Annotated in this window: 26 protein-coding genes; 10 read left to right on the top strand and 16 right to left on the bottom strand. The window is 68.8% G+C overall.

Going from position 1 to position 21,700, the window contains the following annotated elements; translation table 11 throughout:
- Positions 1-406: 406 nt before the first annotated feature.
- From argB to pyrR, 6 genes are read right to left on the bottom strand one after another with little or no spacing between them, the layout of a single operon-like run.
- Entirely contained in the window at positions 407-1,291 is an 885-nt protein-coding gene (gene argB / locus ACZ5KV_RS14575) for an acetylglutamate kinase (RefSeq protein ID WP_464241845.1), read from the bottom strand.
- Positions 1,292-1,324: 33 nt separating this feature from the next.
- The gene (gene hslU, locus ACZ5KV_RS14570; protein ID WP_464240013.1) at positions 1,325-2,695 is read right to left on the bottom strand and encodes an ATP-dependent protease ATPase subunit HslU; all 1,371 of its coding nucleotides are present in this window, start codon (positions 2,693-2,695) and stop codon (positions 1,325-1,327) included.
- Positions 2,696-2,753: 58 nt separating this feature from the next.
- Positions 2,754-3,293, bottom strand: coding sequence for an ATP-dependent protease subunit HslV (hslV, locus tag ACZ5KV_RS14565; RefSeq protein WP_464240012.1), 540 nt, complete (start codon positions 3,291-3,293; stop codon positions 2,754-2,756).
- Between the two features lie 27 nt (positions 3,294-3,320).
- Entirely contained in the window at positions 3,321-3,902 is a 582-nt protein-coding gene (locus tag ACZ5KV_RS14560) for a macro domain-containing protein (protein WP_464240011.1), read from the bottom strand.
- A gap of 27 nt (positions 3,903-3,929) precedes the next feature.
- Complete coding sequence (locus ACZ5KV_RS14555; protein WP_464240010.1) at positions 3,930-5,390, bottom strand: M48 family metalloprotease; 1,461 nt, start codon at positions 5,388-5,390, stop codon at positions 3,930-3,932.
- Positions 5,391-5,442: 52 nt separating this feature from the next.
- Positions 5,443-5,976: a bifunctional pyr operon transcriptional regulator/uracil phosphoribosyltransferase PyrR gene (pyrR, locus tag ACZ5KV_RS14550; protein WP_464240009.1), complete on the bottom strand. Its 534-nt coding sequence runs from the start codon at positions 5,974-5,976 to the stop codon at positions 5,443-5,445.
- 255 nt (positions 5,977-6,231) lie between these two features.
- On the opposite strand from pyrR, the gene ACZ5KV_RS14545 reads away from it, so the two are divergent.
- The gene (locus tag ACZ5KV_RS14545) at positions 6,232-6,555 is read left to right on the top strand and encodes an IscA/HesB family protein (RefSeq protein WP_464240008.1); all 324 of its coding nucleotides are present in this window, start codon (positions 6,232-6,234) and stop codon (positions 6,553-6,555) included.
- A gap of 266 nt (positions 6,556-6,821) precedes the next feature.
- The gene (locus ACZ5KV_RS14540) at positions 6,822-7,163 is read left to right on the top strand and encodes an IscA/HesB family protein (protein ID WP_464240007.1); all 342 of its coding nucleotides are present in this window, start codon (positions 6,822-6,824) and stop codon (positions 7,161-7,163) included.
- 79 nt (positions 7,164-7,242) lie between these two features.
- On the opposite strand, the gene ACZ5KV_RS14535 is transcribed toward ACZ5KV_RS14540, so the two are convergent.
- The gene (locus ACZ5KV_RS14535) at positions 7,243-7,509 is read right to left on the bottom strand and encodes a hypothetical protein (protein WP_464240006.1); all 267 of its coding nucleotides are present in this window, start codon (positions 7,507-7,509) and stop codon (positions 7,243-7,245) included.
- A 209-nt stretch (positions 7,510-7,718) separates the two neighbouring features.
- On the opposite strand from ACZ5KV_RS14535, the gene hypA reads away from it, so the two are divergent.
- The 5 genes from hypA (at position 7,719) to ACZ5KV_RS14510 (ending at position 12,191) form a co-directional block, all read left to right on the top strand.
- Complete coding sequence (gene hypA, locus ACZ5KV_RS14530) at positions 7,719-8,069, top strand: hydrogenase maturation nickel metallochaperone HypA (protein WP_464240005.1); 351 nt, start codon at positions 7,719-7,721, stop codon at positions 8,067-8,069.
- Positions 8,070-8,112: 43 nt separating this feature from the next.
- The gene (hypB, locus tag ACZ5KV_RS14525) at positions 8,113-8,772 is read left to right on the top strand and encodes a hydrogenase nickel incorporation protein HypB (RefSeq protein ID WP_464240004.1); all 660 of its coding nucleotides are present in this window, start codon (positions 8,113-8,115) and stop codon (positions 8,770-8,772) included.
- Between the two features lie 13 nt (positions 8,773-8,785).
- A complete protein-coding gene (locus ACZ5KV_RS14520) occupies positions 8,786-10,129 on the top strand; it encodes a sigma-54 interaction domain-containing protein (RefSeq protein WP_464240003.1) in 1,344 nt (447 codons plus the stop codon).
- A gap of 220 nt (positions 10,130-10,349) precedes the next feature.
- Positions 10,350-11,060, top strand: a complete 711-nt coding sequence (locus tag ACZ5KV_RS14515) for a NifB/NifX family molybdenum-iron cluster-binding protein (RefSeq protein ID WP_464240002.1) — start codon at positions 10,350-10,352, stop codon at positions 11,058-11,060.
- Positions 11,061-11,330: 270 nt separating this feature from the next.
- On the top strand, positions 11,331-12,191 hold the full coding sequence (locus tag ACZ5KV_RS14510) for a P-loop NTPase (protein WP_464240001.1): 861 nt from the start codon (positions 11,331-11,333) through the stop codon (positions 12,189-12,191).
- 120 nt (positions 12,192-12,311) lie between these two features.
- Here ACZ5KV_RS14510 and ACZ5KV_RS14505 read toward each other — a convergent pair whose 3' ends face one another.
- The 6 genes from ACZ5KV_RS14505 to ACZ5KV_RS14480 all read right to left on the bottom strand — a co-directional run bounded on the left by ACZ5KV_RS14505 (position 12,312) and on the right by ACZ5KV_RS14480 (position 17,185).
- Positions 12,312-12,518, bottom strand: coding sequence for a hypothetical protein (locus tag ACZ5KV_RS14505; protein WP_464240000.1), 207 nt, complete (start codon positions 12,516-12,518; stop codon positions 12,312-12,314).
- Positions 12,519-12,705: 187 nt separating this feature from the next.
- Positions 12,706-13,716: a signal peptide peptidase SppA gene (gene sppA / locus ACZ5KV_RS14500; RefSeq protein ID WP_464239999.1), complete on the bottom strand. Its 1,011-nt coding sequence runs from the start codon at positions 13,714-13,716 to the stop codon at positions 12,706-12,708.
- A gap of 259 nt (positions 13,717-13,975) precedes the next feature.
- Positions 13,976-14,746 (bottom strand): FlgO family outer membrane protein, encoded by a 771-nt coding sequence (locus ACZ5KV_RS14495; protein WP_464239998.1) that lies wholly within the window; start codon positions 14,744-14,746, stop codon positions 13,976-13,978.
- Complete coding sequence (locus tag ACZ5KV_RS14490; RefSeq protein WP_464239997.1) at positions 14,739-15,431, bottom strand: hypothetical protein; 693 nt, start codon at positions 15,429-15,431, stop codon at positions 14,739-14,741. The genes ACZ5KV_RS14495 and ACZ5KV_RS14490 overlap by 8 nt, the downstream gene beginning before the upstream one ends.
- Before the next feature lie 241 nt (positions 15,432-15,672).
- On the bottom strand, positions 15,673-16,098 hold the full coding sequence (locus ACZ5KV_RS14485) for a hypothetical protein (RefSeq protein WP_464239996.1): 426 nt from the start codon (positions 16,096-16,098) through the stop codon (positions 15,673-15,675).
- Positions 16,099-16,324: 226 nt separating this feature from the next.
- Positions 16,325-17,185 carry a glutaminyl-peptide cyclotransferase gene (locus tag ACZ5KV_RS14480; RefSeq protein ID WP_464239995.1) on the bottom strand — a complete coding sequence of 287 codons (861 nt, stop codon included), beginning with the start codon at positions 17,183-17,185 and terminating at the stop codon, positions 16,325-16,327.
- 234 nt (positions 17,186-17,419) lie between these two features.
- Here ACZ5KV_RS14480 and ACZ5KV_RS14475 point away from each other — a divergent pair, with 234 nt between their 5' ends.
- The gene (locus ACZ5KV_RS14475; RefSeq protein ID WP_464239994.1) at positions 17,420-17,689 is read left to right on the top strand and encodes an RNA recognition motif domain-containing protein; all 270 of its coding nucleotides are present in this window, start codon (positions 17,420-17,422) and stop codon (positions 17,687-17,689) included.
- Positions 17,690-17,782: 93 nt separating this feature from the next.
- Here the strand turns inward: ACZ5KV_RS14475 and ACZ5KV_RS14470 are convergent, their stop codons facing one another.
- On the bottom strand, positions 17,783-18,253 hold the full coding sequence (locus tag ACZ5KV_RS14470; RefSeq protein WP_464239993.1) for a hypothetical protein: 471 nt from the start codon (positions 18,251-18,253) through the stop codon (positions 17,783-17,785).
- Complete coding sequence (locus tag ACZ5KV_RS14465) at positions 18,250-18,786, bottom strand: hypothetical protein (protein ID WP_464239992.1); 537 nt, start codon at positions 18,784-18,786, stop codon at positions 18,250-18,252. The genes ACZ5KV_RS14470 and ACZ5KV_RS14465 overlap by 4 nt, the downstream gene beginning before the upstream one ends.
- A 221-nt stretch (positions 18,787-19,007) precedes the next feature.
- Here ACZ5KV_RS14465 and ACZ5KV_RS14460 point away from each other — a divergent pair, with 221 nt between their 5' ends.
- A complete protein-coding gene (locus ACZ5KV_RS14460) occupies positions 19,008-20,012 on the top strand; it encodes a glycosyltransferase family protein (protein WP_464239991.1) in 1,005 nt (334 codons plus the stop codon).
- A gap of 100 nt (positions 20,013-20,112) precedes the next feature.
- Entirely contained in the window at positions 20,113-20,619 is a 507-nt protein-coding gene (locus ACZ5KV_RS14455; RefSeq protein WP_464239990.1) for a peptidylprolyl isomerase, read from the top strand.
- Positions 20,620-20,932: 313 nt separating this feature from the next.
- Here ACZ5KV_RS14455 and ACZ5KV_RS14450 read toward each other — a convergent pair whose 3' ends face one another.
- Positions 20,933-21,694 carry a class I SAM-dependent methyltransferase gene (locus tag ACZ5KV_RS14450; RefSeq protein WP_464239989.1) on the bottom strand — a complete coding sequence of 254 codons (762 nt, stop codon included), beginning with the start codon at positions 21,692-21,694 and terminating at the stop codon, positions 20,933-20,935.
- Positions 21,695-21,700 lie beyond the last annotated feature (6 nt).

The raw sequence follows: 21,700 nt of genomic DNA, 5'->3' as shown, positions 1-21,700 counted from the left end.
CGCCCGCAGCCCCAGGAAATACCGGCAAAGCCGACCCCATCCGGTCGGCTTTTTCATTTTGCACACCACGATTCCCACGCATCCCAGGCCGGGGAATCCGTGAAAACGCAGCGCTCAGGCCCGCGATTTCCAGCATCCGCTACCCCCAAAATCGCCGTTTCCATACGCCCACGGCGCGAAATTCGAGCTAAAAACCCACTCGAATTCCACCGGAACGCTTCCCGCTGGGCCCTCAAAAACCTTTCGTTTCACCTCAAAAACAGGGTCGAACACCCGGTCAAGCACGCCTGAAAACGAACCTCATGCCCCGCAGAAGCCGCCCCGAATGCACCAGAAGCGCGCAAAAAAGCCGCCGCCCGGGCGGGGCGGCGGCCTTCCAATCGGCATCCTGGCGGAACGAAAAGCCCTAGCGCACGATCTGGGTGCCGATGCCTTCGCGGGTGAACAGTTCCAGAATCAGCGAATTCTCGATGCGCCCGTCGATGATCTGGGCCTTCTCCACGCCCGCGTCCACGGCCTCCAGGCAGCATTTGAGCTTGGGGATCATGCCGCCCTTGGCCGTGCCGTCCTCGATGGCCCGCACGGCCTCGCGGGAGGTCATGGTCGAAATCAGCTCGCCGTCCTTGTCGAGCACACCGGCCACGTCGGTCAGCAGGATCAGCCGCCGCGCGCCCAGGGCTCCGGCCACGGCGGCGGCCACGGAGTCGGCGTTGATGTTGTAGGTGCGGCCCTCGTCGTCCACGCCCACGGGCGCGATGACCGGAATGAAGCCTTCGCGCTCCAGGGTGCGGATCAGCGTGGGGTCGATGTCCGTGACCTCGCCGACCTGGCCGATGTCGATGATCTCCGGGGCCAGGGTCGGATCCTCGGGGGCGACGGCGATTTCCAGCTTGCGGCAGCGGATGGTCCGCCCGTCCTTGCCGGAAAGGCCCACGGCCCGCCCGCCGTTCTGGTTCACCAGGTTCACGATCTGCTTGTTCACCGTGCCCGCCAGGACCATTTCCACCACGTTCATGGTCGCCTCGTCGGTGACGCGCAACCCCTCGCGGAAGGTGCAATTGATGCCCAGCTTCTCGAGCATCTGGCCGATCTGCGGCCCGCCGCCGTGGACGATGACCGGATTCACGCCGATGTAGCGCAGCAGGATCACGCACTTGGCGAAGGCGTTTTTCAGCTCCTCGTCCTTCATGGCGTGCCCGCCGTACTTGATGACGATGGTCTCCCCGTAGAACTCGCGCAGATACGGCAGGGACTCCAAGAGCAGCTTGGCGACCTTGCTTTCGCGTCTCAGATCTTTCACGGCGGGCTCCCTTGGCGCAGCCGGTTAGAGGATGTAGCGCGACAGATCGCGGTTGGCCGTCACGTCCGCAAGGTGGGCGCGCACGTAGTCGCGGTCCACCACCACCGTGGCCCCGCCCTTGTCCGGCGCCTCGAAGGACAGGTCGGAAAGCACCTTTTCCATGATGGTGTACAGCCGCCGGGCGCCGATGTTCTCCGTTTCCTCGTTCACGCGTTGGGCGAACCCGGCCACCTCGTCCAGGGCGTCGGGGGTGAATTCCAGGGTCACGCCTTCGGTGGCCAGAAGCGCCGTGTACTGCACGGTCAGCGCGTTGCGCGGCTCGGTGAGGATGCGCAGGAACTGGGCCTTGTCGAGCGCGGAAAGCTCCACGCGCAGGGGAAAACGCCCCTGAAGCTCGGGGATCAGGTCCGACGGTTTGGTCAGATGGAAGGCCCCGGCGGCGATGAACAGGATGTGATCGGTGCGGACCATGCCGTACTTGGTGTTGACCACGCTGCCCTCGACGATGGGCAGCAGGTCGCGCTGCACGCCCTCGCGCGAGACCTCGGCCCCGCTCTTGCCCTGGCTGGCCGTGCCGGTGCAGATTTTGTCGATCTCGTCCAGGAACACGATGCCGCTCTGCTCCACGCGCTCGCGCGCGGCCTCGACGACCTTGTCCATGTCCACCAGCTTGGCGGCCTCCTCCTCCACGAGCAGGTCGTAGGCTTCGGGAACGAACATGCGCCGGGTCTTCTTCTGCCCGGGGAACAGGCGGCCCATCATGTCGCGCACCTGCGTCTCCATGTCCTCCATGCCGGGAATGGCCATGACGCCCACGGGGCCGCCACCCTGCACGGTGACTTCCATCTCCACCTGGCGCTCGTTCAGCGCGCCCTCGCGCCAGAGCTTGCGCAGCTTCTCGCGGGTGGAGTCCGGCGCGGGCTCCTGGGGCGCGGCGCCGCCCGCCCCGGCCATGAAGCCCAGCCCCGGCTCCGGGGCCTTGCGCGGATAGAGCAGGTCGAGCAGGCGTTCCTCGGCGCTCTTGCGCGCCCGCACGCGCACAAGCTCCGTCTCCTCGGCGCGGACCATGCTCACGCCGATTTCCATCAGGTCGCGGATCATGGATTCCACGTCGCGGCCCACATAGCCGACCTCGGTGAACTTGGAGGCCTCGACCTTGAAGAAGGGCGACCCCGAAAGCCTGGCCAGACGGCGGGCGATCTCGGTCTTGCCCACGCCGGTGGGGCCGATCATGATGATGTTCTTGGGCGCGATCTCGTCGCGCAGTTCGGGGGGCACCTGCTGGCGGCGCCAGCGGTTGCGCATGGCGATGGCCACCATGCGCTTGGCGTCCTGCTGGCCGATGATGAACTTGTCCAGTTCGGAGACGATCTCGCGGGGCGTGAACTGCTGCACGGAAGACTCCCGGCGGCGCGGCGCGCGGCCCGGCGGGCGGGGCGCACCGGGCGGCCTGCTATTTGTCCAGGCGTTCCAGGGTGATGTTGTCGTTGGTATAGACGCACATTTCGGCGGCGATGGCCATGGCCTTGCGGGCGATGTCCTCCGCGGGCAGGGCCGTTTCGCGGCGCAGGGCGCGGGCCGCGGCCAGGGCGTAGGGCCCGCCCGAGCCGATGCCCACCAGCCCGTCGTCGGGCTCGATGACATCGCCCGTGCCCGAGAGGATGAGCACGGTTTCGGCGTCGGCCACCACGAGCATGGCCTCCAGGCGGCGCAGGTATTTGTCCATGCGCCACTCCTTGGCCAGCTCCACGCTGGCGCGGGTGATATTGCCGCCGAACTGTTCGAGCTTGGCCTCGAAGCGCTCGAAGAGGGTGAAGGCGTCGGCCGTGGCCCCGGCGAACCCGGCCAGGATGCGGTCCTTGTACAGGCGGCGCACCTTGCGCGCGGTGTGCTTGAGGGCGATGTTCTGGCCGAAGGTCACCTGGCCGTCGCCCGCCAGGGCAACGCCGTGGTCGTCCTTCACGGCCAGGATGGTGGTTCCGCGTAGTTCCATGGAACTCCTCGTGGGGATTGGGGAAAATCAGCCCGAAGCGCCCGGGCGCCCGGGGCCGGCGAGGTGCTCGCGGGCGGCCCGGGCCCACGTCTCGGCGGCGTCGGCGGAGAATATAACCATGCGCGCCCGCTTGACCAGCCCCCCGCGCAGCCCTTGGGCCAGTTCGGCCACGGCCAGGGCCGCCGCGCGGGCCACGGGAAAGCCGTACACCCCGCAGGACACGGCGGGGAAATCCACCCAGGCGGCGCCCAGGCCCCGGGCGGCCAGCAGGCAGTTGCGGTAGGCCCGGGCCAGCAGGGCGTCCTCGTCGTGGCCGCCACCGCGCCACACGGGGCCCACGGTGTGGATGACCCACGACGCGGCCAGCCCGAAGCCCGGGGTGACCACGGCGTGGCCCGTGGGCAGGGGCCCGTTGACCGCCACCCAGGCCCGCCCGGCTTCCAGCAGCCCCGGCCCGGCGGCGCGGTGCAGGGCGCCGTCCACCCCGCCGCCGCCCGCCAGTTGCGCGTTGGCGGCGTTGACCACCGCCCCGGCGGCCGAGGCCGTCAGGTCGCCGACGCAGACGCACAATTCGCCGTCGCCCACGGCCAGGGTCAGCACGGTGTCCATGGTCGTTCCGCCAGTCCGTCCCGGCGGCTACGCGCCGCCCTTCCAGAACTCGGCACGCGATTTGTAGACCTCTTCCAGCTTTTCCAGGTCCTTCTTCTGGGCCTCGGTCTTGGCCAGGGCCTGGGCCTTCTTGAGGTTGAAGTCGGCCTGCTTGCGGTCCAGCCCGTAGATGCCCGAGTAGGCCAGGTGCAGATGCCCGGCGAAGGTGTCGCCGGACTCGCCCAGGGTCCGGCCCAGGTGGTAGTGGACCTCGGCGTCCTCGGGCAGCGTGTCGAGCACGCGGCGGAAGTACTCCACGGCCCGCGCCGTCTGGCCCGCGTCGGCCTGCAGGCGGCCCAGGTAGAACAGGGCCATGAGGTCCTTGGGGTTCAAGATGCTGGCCTTGGTCAGGTAGCGCCCGGCCTTGGCCGCGTCGCCGCTGCGGTAGTGGAAGGCTCCGGCCTCGCGCAGCACCAGGGGGTCTTCGGGCGAAATGGCCAGGGCCTCGTCGAAGGCCGCCGCGGCCTCGGCCACGCGGTTGCGCCGCGAGAGCACGATGCCCCGGCCCATGGCCAGCAGGGCCGGATCGCCGTCGCCCTGGACAAAGGCGCCCATGGCGGCCTCGGGGTCGGCGTGGCGCGCGCGGACCAGGGTCTTCACGCGCACGAAGCGGGTGTCGTTGTGCGGGCGCTCGCGCACCTCGGGGGTCAGGCGGTTCACACGGTCCTGAAGGTAGCCGATACGCTCGGCCACGTCGGGGTGGGTGGACAGATACTGCGGCACGGAGCTGCCCGCGAGGTACTGCTTGCGGCGGATCTTCTGGAAGGCGCCGATCATGCCCTCGGGCTGAAAACCAGCGGCCACCAGAAAGTTCATGCCCACCTGGTCGGCCTCGCGCTCGTCGATGCGGCTGTAGTTGAGCATGGCCGAGGTTCCGGCGGCCATGGAGCCGATCAGCAGCGCCTCGCTGGCCTCGCCCATGTTCGTGCCGCCCCCGGCCGTGCCCAGGAACATGCCCGCCAGCATCCCGGCCAGCATCCCGAGCTGCACGTTCTGCATCTGCTCGATGCGCTTGGCCACGTGGCGCTGGGAAACGTGGCCGAGTTCGTGCGCCAGGACTCCGGCCAGCTCGTCCTCGTGCTCCAGGTCGGTGATCAGCCCGGTGAACACGTAGACGTAGCCGCCGGGCGTGGCAAAGGCGTTGATGGCCGAGTTGCGGATGACCGTGACGTTGGCCGGGAAGGGTTGGGGCGGGAGCTGGGCGTAGAGCCGGTCCACCAGATCGCGCACGTAGGCCACGATCTCGGGGTCCTCGACCACCGGATACTGGGCGCGGATCATGGTGTGGTATTTCTGGCCCAGCTCGCGTTCGTCCTCGATGCCGAAGGAGCCGCCGAGCAGCCCGGCGCGGGCCGGAACGGGGCCCGGCAGGCTGCCCAGGGCCACGGCCAGGGCCAGCAGCGCCGCCAGCACCCGGCGCGGGAAAAAGCGAAGCGACGAAAAGGGCATGGCGTCGTCCGATTGCGGGCCCGGGGCCCGGATGGGGGCGGGGCGGTGAAGCCTAGCCGACGAGGACCACTTCCTCGCGGCCGTCGCGCTCGTCCAGAAACACGTCCACGTGCTCGCCGCGGCGGGTTTCCACGCGCGCGCCGACGTAATCGCCGTGGATGGGCAACTCGCGGTGGCCCCGGTCCACAAGCACGAGCAGCTCCACGCGCTCGGGGCGGCCGAAGTCGAGCACGGCCTCCAGGGCCGCGCGGATGGTCCGCCCGGTGAAGAGCACGTCGTCGACCAGGACGATGCGTGCGCCGTCGATGTCGAAGAAAATCTCGGTCTTGTTGATCTGCGGCTGCACGTCCAGGGTCGTCCAGTCGTCGCGGTAGAGGTTGATGTCCAGCAACCCCAGGGGGATGTCGCGCCCGAGCTTGGCATCCAGGGCGGCCTTGAGGCGCCGGGCGAGGTCCACCCCCCGGCGCTGGATGCCCAGGATGGCGAGGTTGGCGCAATCGGCGTGGCGCTCGATGACCTCGGTGGCGAGGCGGTCCATGGTCCGGCCGATCTCCGTGGCGTTCATCACGACCCTGGTCTGGCTCATAGATATGTCTCCTGGAAGATGGGCGCCTGGCGCCCGGGGTGCAACCGTTTCGGAACGATACGGAATCTCCGGCGGCATTGCAACACGCCCCCGCGCCCTCCCGGGGCATATATTGGGATTACCTATCGATAACATCGTTTTCAATCTATATATATTGACAATCCCGACCCCGGCCCTTACATCTGCCTCCTGGCTGCCGGGCGCCCCGCGGGGCTTTGCCCGCAGCCCACCCTGCCCACACCTATTGGAGGACCCATGCTCGAACTTACCGACAAGGCCCGCCAGGAGCTGCTGTCCTATTTCAGCGACAAGACGGTCTCCCCCATCCGGGTCTATCTCGCGCCGGGCGGCTGAGCCGGCCCGCGCCTGTCATTGGCTCTGGACGAGCCAACCGAAACCGACGCCGTGTTCGACTTCGAAGGCGGCATCACCTTTGTGATGGACAAACAGCTTCTGGACAGCGCCGCCCCCGTGAAGGTGGACGTGAGCTACACCGGCTTCACCGTGGACTCCAGCCTCCAGCTTGGCGGCGGCGGATGCTCCTCGGGCTCCTGCTCCAGCGGCAGTTGTTCCTGCTAGCCGCGCCCGCGCGACTGCACCGCACACGGCGGCCCCCACCCGGGGCCGCCTTTTTTGTGTGCCGCCGCCGGGCCGCCGGGGGATGAATCCTGCACCCTGCCCGCCGGGGCAGGCTCTAGCCCTCGCCCGGCTTGCCCCGCCGCGAGGGCCGATGCCCGGGGGCTCAATCGATACGTTCTATCAATGCCATTGACAATCGCCGGGGGCTGGTTACCTTGGGGGCTCAGAGCCAACACCAACACCGGAGCCAACACCGGAGGAACCCCATGCTTGAACTGACCGACGCGGCGCGCACCGAACTGCTCAACTACTTCAAGGACAAGACCCCCGAGCCCGTGCGCGTGTTTCTGGCGCCCGGCGGGTGTTCCGGCCCGCGCCTGTCCCTGGCGCTGGACGAGAAACGCGAGGACGACCAGGTTTTCGACTTCGAGGGCGGCCTGACCTTCGTCATGAACCAGGCCCTGCTGGAAGAAGCCAAACCCGTGAAGATCGACGTGACCTACACCGGCTTCACCGTGGACTCCAGCCTGCAACTGGGCGGCGGATGCAGTTGCTCCTCGGCGTCCTCCTGCGGCTCCGCCGGGTCCGGCGGTTGCGGCTGCGGTTGATCCCCGGCCCACCGCGCACATACGACGCAAAAAAGGGCGGCCCCCCGGGCCGCCCTTTTTTCGCGCCGTTTCACGGCCCTCACAGGGCCGGGTCGTCCGCCACGCGCACTTCGAGCATGGCTGCCCACAGGGCCAACAGATCCTCACGATTCTCGCGGACCCACTCCTCGCCCATGTCCTGGCGCATACGGGTCATGCCTTCCAGGAACTCGTCCTGCCCCGGGCCGTCCAGCCCGCGCAGGGTTTCGACGCCCAGCAGGGCCAGGGCCTCGGCCAGGGTGATGGCGGGGACGGGGGCATCCGCCGCGTCGGGAGCCGCGTGGGGAGTGTCTTCGGTGTCGCTCATGGGGTTCTTCTAGCCCAAAATCCGGCCCCAGGCCAGGGGCAAGGCGGCCCCCGGCGCGCCGGGGGCGCGGAATGTCCGGGCGCCCCCGCACGGGGCGGCGGATTCCCCGCCCGGGCGCACGGAATTTCCCCGTCCCGACCGCGCGTGGGCGCCCCGCGCGGCGCAACCGTCTGGACGCCGCCTTTTTTTTCCAGTACACAGCCAGTGCCATGCACGAAATGTCCATCGCCCAGAGCCTTGTGGCCATCATCAAGGAAGAAATGGAAAAGCACGGGCTGACCCGGCTGCACGCCGTGCGCGTGTGCCACGGCCGCCTGGCCGCCCTGGTGCCCGAAGCCCTCGCCTTCGCCTTCGAGGCCTGCACCCTGGGCACGCCCATGGAGGGCGTGCAGTTGGAAATGCAGGACATTCCCATCGTGCTGCGCTGCTCGCAGTGCGGCACGGAGTTCTCCCCCGAGGCGGGCGACCTGTTCATGCCCTGCCCGAGCTGCGGCGAGGGCCTGGGCCACGAGGTGCTTCAGGGCAAGGAGCTGTACCTGGACAACATCGAGGCGGAATAGCCGCCCCGTTTCCCCCCGCCACCCCCGCGCAAAGGAGCCCGCCATGGAAGTTCCCGTCGTCCGCAACATCCTGGAAGCCAACGACCGCATCTCCGCCCAGTTGCGCAAGGTTTTCGCCGAGCACAAGGTGCTCGTGCTGAACCTCATCAGCTCCCCGGGCTCGGGCAAGACCTCGACCCTGGAGCGCACCCTCACCGACCTGGCCCCGGAGTTCAAGATGGCCGTCATCGAGGGCGACCTGCGCACGGACAACGACGCCCGCCGCGTGGCCGCCACGGGCGCCCAGGCCGTGCAGATCAACACCGACGGCGCCTGCCACCTGGACAGCTCCATGGTCCAGGAGGCCCTGGAGGCCATCGACGTGCCCGGGCTGGACATCCTGTTCGTGGAAAACGTGGGCAACCTCGTCTGCCCGGCGGAATTCGAGGTCGGCGAGGACTACAAGATCAGCCTGCTGTCGGTGACCGAGGGCGACGACAAGCCCGAGAAATACCCGCTGCTGTTCGCCGAGTCCGCCGTCATGCTGCTGAACAAGACGGACCTGCTGCCCTACGTGGACTTCGACATGGCCCGCGCCGAACGCTTCGCCCGCGCGCTGAACAAGGACATCGCCGTGTTCCCGGTCTCCTGCCGCTCCCGCGAGGGGCTGGAGGCGTGGTACGACTGGCTGCGCGCCAAGGTGCGGGAGAAGAAGAACGCCTGATCCCGGAGGGACGATGCCGTTCCCCAAGGGCCTGCCCGCCGAGGCCATCCTCGACTCGCTGGCCGACGGCGTGTTCACCGTCGACCCGCAGTGGAACGTCACGTTCTTCAACCGTGCCGCCGCGCGCATCACGGGCATCGAGCCCGCCGAGGCCCTGGGCCGCAAGTGCTGGGAGGTCTTCCGCTCCAGCCTGTGCGACGGCGATTGCGCCCTGCGCGCCTGCATCCGGGGCGGCGGCACGGTGGTGGACCAGCCCATCTTCATCGTGCGCGCCGACGGCGAGCGCGTGCCCGTGTCCATCAGCGCCGCCCCGCTCGCGGCGGCGGACGGCACGCCCCTGGGCGGGGTGGAAACCTTCCGCGACCTGACGGAAATCCACCTGCTGCGCAAGGCCATGGAGGCCTCCTACACCTTCGAGGACATCGTGGGCAAAAGCCCGGCCCTGGAGCGGCTGTTCGCCATCCTGCCCCAGGTGGCCGCCAGCCCGTCCACCGTGCTGCTCACGGGCGAGTCGGGCACGGGCAAGGAGTTGTTCGCCCGCGCGCTGCACAACCTCTCCCCGCGCAAGGACGGGCCCTTCGTGGCCGTGAACTGCGGCGCCCTGCCCGAAACCCTGCTGGAATCCGAGCTCTTCGGCTACAAGGCCGGGGCCTTCACCGACGCCCGGCACGACAAACCGGGCCGCTTCGACGCCGCCGCCGGGGGCACCCTGTTCCTGGACGAAATCGGCGACATGCCCCCGGCCTTGCAGGTCAAGCTGCTGCGCGTGCTCCAGGACGGCACCTACCAGCCCCTGGGCGACACGGCCACGCGCCGGGCCGACGTGCGCGTCGTCGCGGCCACGAACCAGGACCTGGAAGGGCTGGTGGCCGCAGGGCGCTTCCGCAGCGATCTCTACTACCGCCTGGACGTGGCCCGGCTGCGCCTGCCGCCCCTGCGCGAGCGCCGCGAGGACATTCCCCTGCTGACCGCCCACTTCGTGCGCAAGTTCGCGGCCCTGCGCGGCAAGGCCATCCAGGGGGTGGACCGGCAGACCCTGGCCGTGCTGTTGCGCCACCCCTTCCCGGGCAACGTGCGCGAGCTCGAGAACGTCATCGAGTTCGCCTTCATCCTCTGCCCCGGCGGGCTCATCCAGCCCGGGCACCTGCCCGAGACCCTGCGCCCGGAGCCGCAGCCCGCGCCCGGCGCCTGCGCACCCGACGCCCCGCAGACCATGGAGCAGGCCAAATGCCTGGCCGCCCTGGGGGCCATGGAGCGCAACGCGGGACGGACCATGGCCGCCTGCCGCGAGCTTGCAATCTCCAAGGACACCCTGCGCCGCCTGCTGCACCGTGCGCAAGAACTGGGCTTAAAATAAGCCCATGAGCTTCTTTTGGGCGCTTTTCTAGCCTAAAACATTCCGTCCCACAGTTGCCATCCCCGCACAATACCGCGTTTTCATTCATCTTCATATTTCGGCCCTGTTCTTGCTTTCCCTGAGGCAGAACAGGCGCCCCGGGCGCACCAGCGCGCCATGCGCGCCGTGTCCGCATTCTTCCCCCTCCCCGAGGACGCGCCTGAAACCGGAGGTTTGCATCATGACTGTTTGTCTGGCTTGTTACGAAGACCGCTTGGCGTCGCTGTTCGAGAACGCGCCGTCCTTCCGACTGTTCGATGTGGACGACACGGGCGCCGCGGCCCGGGGCGAACTGGACGCCCCCCGGGGCGACGCCCTGGCCCTGGGCGCGGCCATGGCCGCCCGGGGCGTGGACACCCTGGTCTGCGGAGGTATTTCCGGCGCGTCCCGGCGCCTGCTGCTGCAACACGGCGTGACCGTGCAGCCCTGGATCAGCGGCACGGTGGATGAAGTGCTGGCCGCCCTGGGCCAGGGCACCCTGGCCGCGCTGGCCATGCCCGGCGTCCCCTGCGCGGGGGGCGGCATGGGCCTGGGGCGCGGCATGGGCGGAGGCCGGGGCATGGGCCTGGGCGGCGGCCGCGGCATGGGCACCGGGCGCGGCGCGGGCATGGGCGGCGGCGCGGGGCGCGGCATGGGCATGGGCGGCGGCGGTCGCAAGGCCACGGCCAGCGGCCCCGGCCTGCCCCCCGCCGCGGGCCTGGGGCTGGGCCTGGGCCCCTGCGGCCAGGGTCTGCGGCGCGGCCCCGCCGGGCGCGGCGCCGTTCCGCCTTCGGGAGCCCCGGACGTTCCCGCCGCACCGGGCTTCGGTCCGGGCTTCGGCCCGGGCCGGGGGGCGGGCTTGGGCTCCGGCATGAACCGGGGCCTGGGCCGGGGCGGCCGCCGGGGCCGTTGAGCCGGAGTTTTCCGGCCCGGCGGCCCACCTCCTGGCCCCGGGCCCGGGGCCGCAACTCCCCGGCCCCGTCCGGCGCCGGGGGCGGCAGCGCCTCATTGCCGCCCCCGGCCACCCCGGCAGCACAAATTGACATTGCCCGGAAAAGGGTTAACTGACTGTATCGGCGCCGCGCACGGTCCCCCGGGCCCTGCGCGGCGCCGCAACGCGGAACGGCCGGGCCTGCAAGCCCGGCAAAACAGGTCCCCATATCCCCGCAGCAAGGAGAATCCCATGAGCGACGCATGTGCAGGCTGCTCTTCCGCAGGCAGCGGCTGCAACCCCGAAACCTGCGGCACCAACCCGCAGGACGAAAAAATCAAGAAGACCCTGGGCCGCATCCGCCACAAGCTGGTGGTCATGTCCGGCAAGGGCGGCGTGGGCAAGTCCACCGTGGCGGCCAACATCGCCGTGGCCCTGGCCCTGGCGGGCAAGAAGGTCGGCCTGCTGGACGTGGACGTGCACGGCCCGAGCCTGCCGCGCCTGCTCTCCCTGGCGGGCACCCAGCCGCACATCGAGCGCGACTACATCGAACCCGTGGCCTACAACAACAACCTGCTGGTCATGTCCCTGGGCTTTTTGCTGCCCAGCCCCAAAGACGCCGTCATCTGGCGCGGCCCGGTGAAGACCGGCCTGATCCGCCAGTTCATTTCCGACGTGGCCTGGGGCGACCTGGACTACCTGATCCTCGACTGCCCCCCCGGCACGGGCGACGAGCCCCTCTCGGCCCTGCAGGAAATCGGCCCCGAAGCCCAGGCCATCATCGTGACCACGCCCCAGGGCGTGGCCGTCGACGACGTGCGCCGCTCGGTGACCTTCTGCGCCCAGGTGGGCAACAAGGTCTTCGGGCTGGTGGAGAACATGAGCGGCTACGCCTGCCCCAACTGCGGGCACGTGGAAAACATCTTCAGCACCGGCGGCGGCGAGGCCCTGGCCGGGGAAATGGGCGTGCCCTTCCTGGGGCGCATCCCGCTGGACCCCGAGGTCGCCCGCTCGGGCGACGAGGGCTACCCCATCGCCAAGCTCGGGCAGGACAACGCGACCTCCCGCGCCCTGGGTGAAATCATCAAGCCCATCCTGGCCCTGGCCGACTAGGCCCGGGCGCCCCGCCGGGGGCCGGACCATGACGAAAAGCCGGGGGCGCAAGCCTCCGGCTTTTCTCGTTGCTGCCCTTTCCGGCGTGCTCCCGGCGTGCTCCCGGGCGGGCAGCCGAGCCTAGAATTCGCCCGGGGTGCCCTCGAAATAGCTGATCAGCGCCCGGCTGATCTCCACGCGCACGCCGCCCTGCTCGTCCTTGACCAGCCGCACGTTGGCCTCGGGATACAGGGCGATGTCCTCGCACACGTCGCTCCAGCGCTTGAACTCGTGATAGGCCTCATCGTTGTAGTCGGGGTAGGTGCCCATGACCTTCCAGTCGTCCATGCCGTCCTCCTTGGGCCACGGCCCGCCGTGGCGTTAGCTGACTGTTGAAAAAATCAAAATCCGCAGGCCGTTCCCAGATGGTGCACTGCAAGGAGGCGGAAAAATCCAGGGCGCGCCGTGTATTTTGCAACACGAGCGGTCTGGATTTTGCCATCGGCGCGGCAGACCGCCGTTTCGGGACGACCCGTCAGCGGGGAGCCGCCCCGTACTCGGGAGCCCACAGGGCGTAGAACCCCGCGCGCGGCACCCCCAGCAGATGCGAAAGCCCCAGGTCCAGCCCCGGGGCGGCGTCCGCCGCCGCCATGGGCGGATTGTACAACGTGTCGTCCTGCATGACGCGGCGGCGGTAGACGACCACCCGCGCGTCTTCGGGCAGCCCGGCCAGGGCCCGGGCCTGGGCCAGGGCGTCGTGGGCCGAGCCCACCGCGTCCACCAGCCCCAGGCCCAGGGCCTGGGCGGCGGTCAAGACCCGCGCATCGGCTACATCGTCCAGCGCCTCGCGGTCAAGCCCCCGGCGCGCGGCCACCAGGGCCAGAAAGCGCCCGTTCATGTCGTCGATCATGCCCTGGATGATGGCCCGCTCCTCGGGGGTGGACCCGCGCAAGGGCGAGCCGATGTCCTTGTGGCGCCCCGAGCGCGTGACCTCGGCGCCCACGCCGAGCTTGCCCATCAGCCCGCTCACGTCGGGGCGCAGGAACACCGTGCCGATGGACCCGGTGATGGTCGAGGCGTGGGCCACGATGCGGTCCCCGGCCAGGGCGGCCTGATAGCCCCCGCTGGCCGCCACGGTCATCATCAACGTCACGGCGGGCAGGTCGCGCTCCGCGCGCAGGCGCATGATCTCGGCGTAAAGGATGTCGCTGGCGACCACCGTGCCGCCCGGGCTGTCCACCTGGATGAGCAGCGCGCGCACGTCGGGGTCGTCCCCGGCCTTGCGCAGCATGGCCGTGACCTCCTGGACCACGCTGGGCCGCCGCGCGGCCAGGCCCTGGTCCGGCTCCAGGTCGATGAACCCGCGCACGGGCAGCACGAGGATCTTCTCGCGGGCCCGGCCCGAGAGCACGTGCTCCCGCAGGGGCGTGTCGTAGTCCCGAAAGGCGTTGACCTGCACCGAGCATCCGGCCAGCAGCGCGACGGCGCACAGCAGCAGGCCCAGGCAGAGGGTCGGAACGCACGGAAAGACACGGGGGCTGGGCATGACGGCAAACCTCCTGCGCGCACTCTGGCACGGGCCACGCGGAGCCGCAAGCCTTCGGCACAAGGCGGCCCGGACATCCGCCGGATGCGGGCGGCCCGGCCCGAAGGCAACGCCCTGCCGCTCCGCCCTCCCCGCTTCGCAAGACAGGGCAAAGACGCAAAAACGCCCGCCCCGGCCCTGCGACCGAAGCGGGCGCCTTCCCGCCCGGGCCACCGCACGCGGCCCGGCCCGGCGGCGGGCCCGGTCCCCCCCCCCCGCGCTACTGTTTGCTCGTCGGCGGGAACAGCCGGATGGGCGCCACGGCCTCGGCGCCCGTCGCCGCCGGGGTCGCGCCCTTGGCCGCGGGCTGGCCCTGGGCGGCTTTGATCTCGGCGGGCGTGGCCAGGGCGGTCACGGCGCGCGGGCGCAACAGAGCGTCGAAACCGGCCCCGGAAGAGGCCCCGTCCTCGCGCACCAGCCGGGCCACCAGCCCCCGGTTGGGCACGGCGTAGTCGTAGGCCGCCACGGCCACGCCCGAATCCAGGCGCACCACCTGCCCGGAGACGAACACCGCCGCGCTGTCGGCCACGTAGCTGCCCACGAGCACGGCGTGGGCGTCGTAGCGCTCGCGCAGGAACTGGGCGGTCTGGCGCGTGAGCAGGAACTCACCCTGCCCGTCGCGCACGCCCATCTCGGCCCGCAGGCGGAACTCGACCACCGAATACCCGGCCTGCACCAGCCGCGAGGCGAACTGCGCCGAGGTCAGCCGCCCGAAGGCCGAGGTGCTCTCCAGGTCGTCCTGACGCACGAAGGTGGCGCAAAGAATGCGCGCCGCGCGCGGCAGCCGGGCTTCGAGGTTCTCGACCAGCCCGTCGGCGGCGGTGTGGTTCTCGGCGATGAAGGCGTCGCCCTCCCAGTCGGCGTGCAGGGGCTGGCGGAAAGGTTCGGGCGCCTCGGGGTCGCTCATGCCGAAACTCATGCACCCGGCCAGGGCCCCGGCCAGGGCCGCCCCGGCCAGCAGCAGGCACAGCTTGCGCGGCGATCTATTCATTGCGCACCCCCATGGACGTGGCCCCGACGCCGTCCATGCCGCCCGGGCCGGAACCGGCGGCGCGCAGCGGCTGGCCGTAGTGCAGGTAGTCCTCGTCGTTGATGTAGTAGATGTCCGAAGCGTGTACCACATAGCGGTTCTTCCAGACCAGCTTGGTGGTGATGACCACCTCCTGGTCGGAGTGGCTGGTCAGGTGCCCGGCGGCCACGTCGGCCAGCAGGCCTGCGGGCCCGGCGCCGTAGATGAACTCGGTGGTCACGTCGCGCGAGACGGAAATGCCCGCGCCGATGAGCGTCAACAGGCCCGGGGTCGGCCGCTGGATGCGCGCGCCGTGGCGCAGCACCTGCACGGTGTAGACCAGCTCCAACTGGTTCTCCTCATGCTCGGCGACCTGGATGCCGCGCTGCACCAGGTTGGAGACAAGCAACTCGCGGAAGACCTGATGAAAGGGCCCGGGAGGCTGGTCCGTATCCACGTCGATGGCCAGAAGGCGCAGCTCCACGCGGTCGTCCAATGCGGCGCGCACGCGGTCGGCCACGTCGGCGGCCAGCACGTCCCAGTGGTGTGCGGCCTGCATCTTGTGCTGCCCGGTCATCTTATAGGTGGTCGCGTAGGGCAACTGCGACTGGCAGCCCGCCAGGAGCACCAGCCCCAGGGCGGCGACGGCGAAAAATCCGTTTTTCATGTCGGCTTCCTTGCCCGTCCGGCTGGCGGCGCCACGCGACGCGCGCCCCGGGCCGGGTTCACGCGTCTTATCGGCGGCCCCGCGCCGGGACTTAAGGCCCCCCGCCCCACCCCGCCCGCCCCCCGGGCGGTGCAACAAAAAAGCCGCCCAGGGCGGGCCCTGGCGGCGGAAGCGACAACGCGAACGGAAAACGGCAACGACGGAAAGGGCAGGGACGGAAAGGCGAAACCGGCGGCGGGCCTCAGCTCACGTCGCGCACGTAGTCGTCCATGTCGATGTCCTTCCACTCCTTGGAAACCCAATAGGCCGTGGCCCAGATCATCAACGCGGCGGCCTGGGTGTCGTTCAGGCGCTTGATCTTGGCTTCCAGGTTGGCCTTGCTGGCGCCGTACTTGGTGTTGACCATGCCCAGCTCGCAGGCGTCCTGCACCCGCAGTTGCAGGTAGGCCAGGCGCGACTGGTCCGGCAGGAGCTTCACGTCCTTGTGGGCTTCGAGAATGGTCTTGAGTTCGGCGGCGGAGAACTGGCCGCGCACGGAATTGATGGAACGGAAAAACGTATCGACGGCCCAGGGAACCACGAATTCGGCCCCCGCGCTTTTGGTGCGGAAGTATTCCTTGAGCCACTGTTCGTGCTCGTCGGACACGCGCGCTGCGACCTGCGGCATTCCTTGTCCCCCTTGCCGTTTTCCGGGCCGGGAGGGCGCTCCCGGAATTCTTCAATCCATGCTCTTTTCTTTCTAGAGCATGGAATCCAGACTTTGTCTAGAAAAAATGGCATCGCGGCGCGTTTGTCACAGTGGGGCGCGGCGTTGCGGGCGGGCGCCACCCTGGAAGGCCTTCCAGGCATCCGGGCGGCCGCTTTCGCGCCGCCCACTCTGCGGGAGCCGGAACTCAGGGCACCGGGGCCGGGTCCAGTTCCAGGACGTACACGGCGGGCCAGAGCTTGCCGGTGACGTAGAGCCTGCGCGTGGCCGGGTTCCAGGCCAGACCGTTGGCCACGGCTTCCGGGCCCAGCCCCGGGGGCACCAGGGGGCCCAGGTCCAGCCAGCGGCGCACCCGGCCCGTGGCCGGGTCGATGACCGCCACCCGCGCGCTGTGCCAGACGTTGGCGAAAACCGCGCCGTCCGCCCATTCCAGTTCGTTCAGCCGCCCCACGGGCTGCGCGCCGTCGCGCACGGCCAGCCGCCCCAGCGCGGCGAAGCTGCCCGGGTCGCGCAGGGTCAGCACGTCCGAGCCGTCGCTCATGTAGAGCACGCGCCCGTCGTATGCCAGCCCCCAGCCCTGGCCGGAATAACGGAACTCCCCGCGCGGGGCGAAATCGTCCAGCCCGAGCACGAAGGCCCGGCCCGAGGTCCAGGTCAGCCACAGGGCAACGCCGCCCACCGCCGTGGCGCCCTCGCCGAAAAAGCGCGCGGGCAGGGCCGCGCGGCGCAGCTCGCGCCCGCTGGCCGGGTCCAGTTCCATGATCCGCGAGGCCCCGCGCAGCCCGGTGGTCTCGAACAGCCGCCCCCCGGCGAAGAACAGGCCCTGGGTGAAGGCTCCGGGGTCGTGGGCCAGGACGGCTTCCAGGCGCCAGGGCAGCGGCGGCGCCTCCGTGCCGCCTCCGGCCCGCACGGCACCGCCCCCTTGGGCCCGGGCCGGCCCTCCGCCCCCCGGCGGGCCGAGCACGGCCAGGGCCGCGCCCAGCAGGCACAGCCCCAAAAGCCACGCCCCGCGCGGCCCGCGCGCCCAACGGGCGCTCTCGCGCCTCATGCCGCCTCCCGGCGAACCCTCGCGGCGCGCCCTGTTTCCCCTGCGTGCGCAAGGCAGCCGCCCTTCACGCATCAGGGGCCAAAATCCACACGGGCTTCGCATTTTCTTATAAAAAATAGTTTGACATTTGATTCACGACCATCCATGAGGACTGCATAGTCCATACGCCGAGGAGGGGTTACCCTCGGTGTGATATGGGCGCGCGACTTTTTCCCTGCAAGGAGTTTTTGCACAATGCCCAAGTCCATCTATGTCGGCAACCTGCCCTGGAGTGCCACCGAAGAGGAACTCCGCGATCTGTTCGGCCAGTTCGGCGGCGTCACTTCCGTCAAGCTCGTCTCCGACCGCGAAACCGGCCGTCCGCGCGGCTTCGGCTTCGTGGAAATGGAAGACGCAGACGCCGCCAAGGCCATCGAGGCCCTGGAAGGCGCCGAGTTCGGCGGCCGCACGCTGCGGGTCAACGAGGCCAAGCCTCGCGCGCCCCGCCCGCCCCGCCGCTGGTAACCGGCGCCCCGGCGGCACCGCGCAACGGAAAACACCCAAAAAAAGCCCGCTCCCGCCGCAAGGCAGGGCGGGCTTTCCGCGTCCGCGGCCCGGCTACTCCCCGTCCGGAGCCTTGAGGGCCGCGCCCAGCCGCGCCATGCGCGCCCGGATGTACGAAGCCGCCAGGTCCCCGGCGTCGTCCGCCCCGCTCATGCGCGCGGCGTATTCGAGCAGGTCGCGCTCGCGCCGCTCTTCCATGCGCGCCGATTCCAGAAACATGACGTAGACCAGACACAAGGTCGCGTCGTTTTCCGCCCCGCCCGCGCAGAGCACGTCGAGCTGCTCCCCGGGCACGGTTTCCAGCAGCCGCTCCGCGAACAGGTCCACCCAGCGGGCGTGCAGTTCGTCCATGAGCGGGGGCACCAGCGCGGCCGTGCGCCGCGCCGTGCCCGGGTCCGCCCCCAGGGTCACGGTGAAGAACTCCGAGAGCGCCTCGCGGCGCAACTCCTCGCGCCCCAGGCGCTCCAGCCGCCCGAGGACCACCGCGCGCACGTGCGCGCGCCGCCGCTCCCGCTCCGGCGTCATTGCGGAACCTGCGAGCCGAATTTCGAGTTGGGGCAGGTGTGCGACTGCATGCAGACCTCGCAGCCGCCCCGGTAGGGCATGGGCGTATACACGGCGTACTGCCGGTTCAGCGCCCCGAGCTGCGGGTTCCACTCCAGGTCCATGCGCTCCATGAAGTCCAGTACCTCCTCGCCCGGGCGCGGCAGGGGCGTGCAGTTCTCCTCCAGCTCGGGCACGAGGCTGCGCGCCGCGCTCATGACCAGGGTGATGGCCAGGTTGTGGAAGAACATGCCGTTCTTCTCGCCCTCGGCCCAGCCCTGCTCCACCGCGTCCTCCACGCCCTCGGTGAGCCAGATGAGCAGGAAGCCCTCGTCGGGCCCGGAGGTGGAAGGAATCAGGTGGTAGGCGTGCAGCCGGTCGCGCCAGTCGTTCCACGCCGCTTCCAGCCGGTCGAGCAGCACGCCGTCGATGCGCGATTCACCGCAGATCTCCAGAAAATACATGAAGTCGAAGGCCGGGCTGGGCTGCACGGGCTTGACCTGCAATTCGCTCATTGTCGCCTCCTTGACGTTGCCGGGCGCGCGGCCCGTGCAGGAGTGCATAAACTCTTTTGCCCCCGGGCTCAACCCGCCGCGCCCGCCCCGGGCGCGGGAGCCCTGATTCCCCCAGGGCGGGCCGGAGCGTCGCCCCGGCCCGCCCCGGCTCCGCCCTTCCCCGCGCCGCCCAAAGGGCGTATGCTCCCCGAAGCGGGAACCGCCCGCCAGGACCGCCGCCCATGAAACACCTCTGCTGGATCGGCCACCCCTACTTCGGCGCCGGGCTCGCCGCCCACGGGTGGGAAGTCACGCCCATCAAACGCCGCAGCCCCGGGTTCGTCACCTGGGAGGAGGTCGTGGCCGCCTGCGGGGAGGCGCCGGACGCCGTGGTCATGGGCGACGCCAGCCTGCCGCCCGTGCTTTTCGGCGTGGAGCGCTGGCCCTGCCTGACGGTCATGCACTTCGTGGACTCGCACATCCACTCCTGGCATCCGCTCTACTCCCGGGCCTTCGACCTGTGTTCCGTCAGCCTGCGCGACCACCTGCCCCGCTTCGCCGCCCTGCGCGCCGACCCCTCCCGGGTGCTCTGGCTGCCGCCCTGGGCGCCGGACCACACCGGCCCCCGCCCCGGCCCCAAGCAGTGGGACCTGCTCTTCGCCGGAACGGTGGACCCCGAAACCACCCCCGGGCGCCACGCCTTCCTGCACGAACTCGGAGCGCGCTTCCCGGGGCTGCACGTGGCCCGGGGCGACTTCGGCGCCCTGTTCCCCCGGGCGCGCGTGGTGCTCAACTACTGCGAACGCGGCGACCTGAACTTCCGCGTGTTCGAGGCCCTGGGCACCGGCGCCTGCCTGCTGACCCCGGAGGTCGGCCACGGCCAGGACAGCCTGTTCACCCCCGGGCGCGACCTCTTCACCTACCCGCCCGGCGACATGGACGCCCTGCTGGCCACGGCCCGCGCCCTGCTGGCCGACCCGGCCGCCCGCGCCCGCGCCGGGGAAAGCGGCCTCGCGCGCATCGACGCCGCCCACCGCGCCGCCCACCGCGCCCGCGACTACGCCGCGTGGATCGCCGCGCACGACGCCCCGGCCCTGGTGGCCGCGCGCCGGGTCAGCGCCCCGGCGCTGCTGCGCTCGGTGCTGCGCGTGCTCTATCTGCACTTTGCCGAAACCACGGCCGACCCCGCCCTGCGCGCGGGGTTCCTGGCCATGGCGAACGGCGAGCCCGCGCCGCCCCGGGGGTGACAGCCGCGCCGATTTTGCCTATGACCAGCAACCACGAACCGCAACCGACGCCCGGCCCCGCAAGGCCGGGCCCCAAAATCCCAGCAGCAAGGAGACCCCCATGTCCAACCCCATGGTCCTCATCGAAACCTCCAAGGGCGACATCCTCGTCGAGCTTTTCGAGGACAAGGCCCCCAAGACCGTCGCCAACTTCCTGCAATACGTGGACGACGAACACTACGCGGGCACCATCTTCCACCGCGTCATCGAGAATTTCATGATCCAGGGCGGCGGCATGACCGGGATGATGAAGGAAAAGGCCACCCGCGCGCCCATCGAAAACGAGGCCGACAACGGCCTGAAAAACGAGCGCGGCACCCTGGCCATGGCCCGCACCATGGACCCGCACTCCGCCACCGCGCAGTTCTTCATCAACGCCGTGGACAACGACTTCCTCAACCACAGCGCCAAAACCGACCAGGGCTGGGGCTACTGCGTCTTCGGCAAGGTCGTCGAGGGCCTGGATGCCGTGGACAAAATCCGCAAGGTGCGCACCAAATCCATGGGCGGCCACCAGGACGTTCCCGGCGAACCCGTCTACATCAACTCCGTCTCGCGCTTCGAGTAAGGGAACGCCGGGGCGCCGCGGCAACCCGCCGGGGCGCCCCGGCTTTCGGTCCGGGCGGCAGCGTCCCTCGGGCCGGGCACGTTCGAATAAAGGAGCATCAAAACCAATCATGGACCATTGAGAAGATACGAACCGCCGGAGCGGCTGTACACGACACGGGCCAAAGCGACACGCAATGAAAATATGTGAACTGAAAACACAAGGCAGAACCGTTTTGGATGGCCAACACAAACAGGAAAATCCAAGATAAAAAGTTCATGGCCAGCCCAGGCAGGGGAAATCTCCAGGCCGAGATCATCCCAGTCACATATTATCAGATCTTCCGCCCCCTGCATTCCGCTTGTTTCCTCGCCCTGACAAGCAAGAAATTCGGCTTGTGCATATCCTTTCCATAACTCGGCAATCTTTCGATTATTTCATTTCCAGGGATCGGCTCCAGAACCTTCTCCACAACGAATCCATTGCATATCACCGTATTTATTAATTCTGAAAACGTCCTGTGATACTTGACGACACCATCAACTATCCAGCGAGTCTTTCTTTCGCCGCTTCTGGCGTAGTCTGTCAGTTTATAATGAATCGCATCTCCCTCCTCGTTTATTGCCCAGGATGCCCCCCCAATCGGCGACGTGGTCAATGGGTGTTCCTGAGAAAAGACAAAATATCCATCATTGCCGATCAAATTGAACACAGAACGCACGAAATTGTCAAAATCCTCAATATAGTGAACTGCGAGTGAACTGAAAACAACATCAAACTTCTGACCGGAGAACGACAAGTTATTCATATCCATAATGATAAAATGAATATTCGGATTTTCAAATTTTGCGGCTTGAATCATTTTTTTTGATATATCAATACCGACAACTTTTTTTGCTCCCATCCTATAAAAAGTGGCACAGTTTTCACCATACCCACAGCCCAAATCCAAAACAGATTTCCCTCCCAAGTCGGGCGACAAGGCAAAAAGAGCCGGCTTCTCCTGTAACGCGTTTGCACTGTCCGGATTTCCTCTAAGCTTTCTATAGCCTTCAAAAAATACAGGGTCATCATAAATATTCTGTACAACTTTCATTCCACT

It is taken from the genome of Desulfocurvus thunnarius, assembly GCF_055390965.1.
This window is presented reverse-complemented; position numbering and strand designations above follow the sequence as displayed.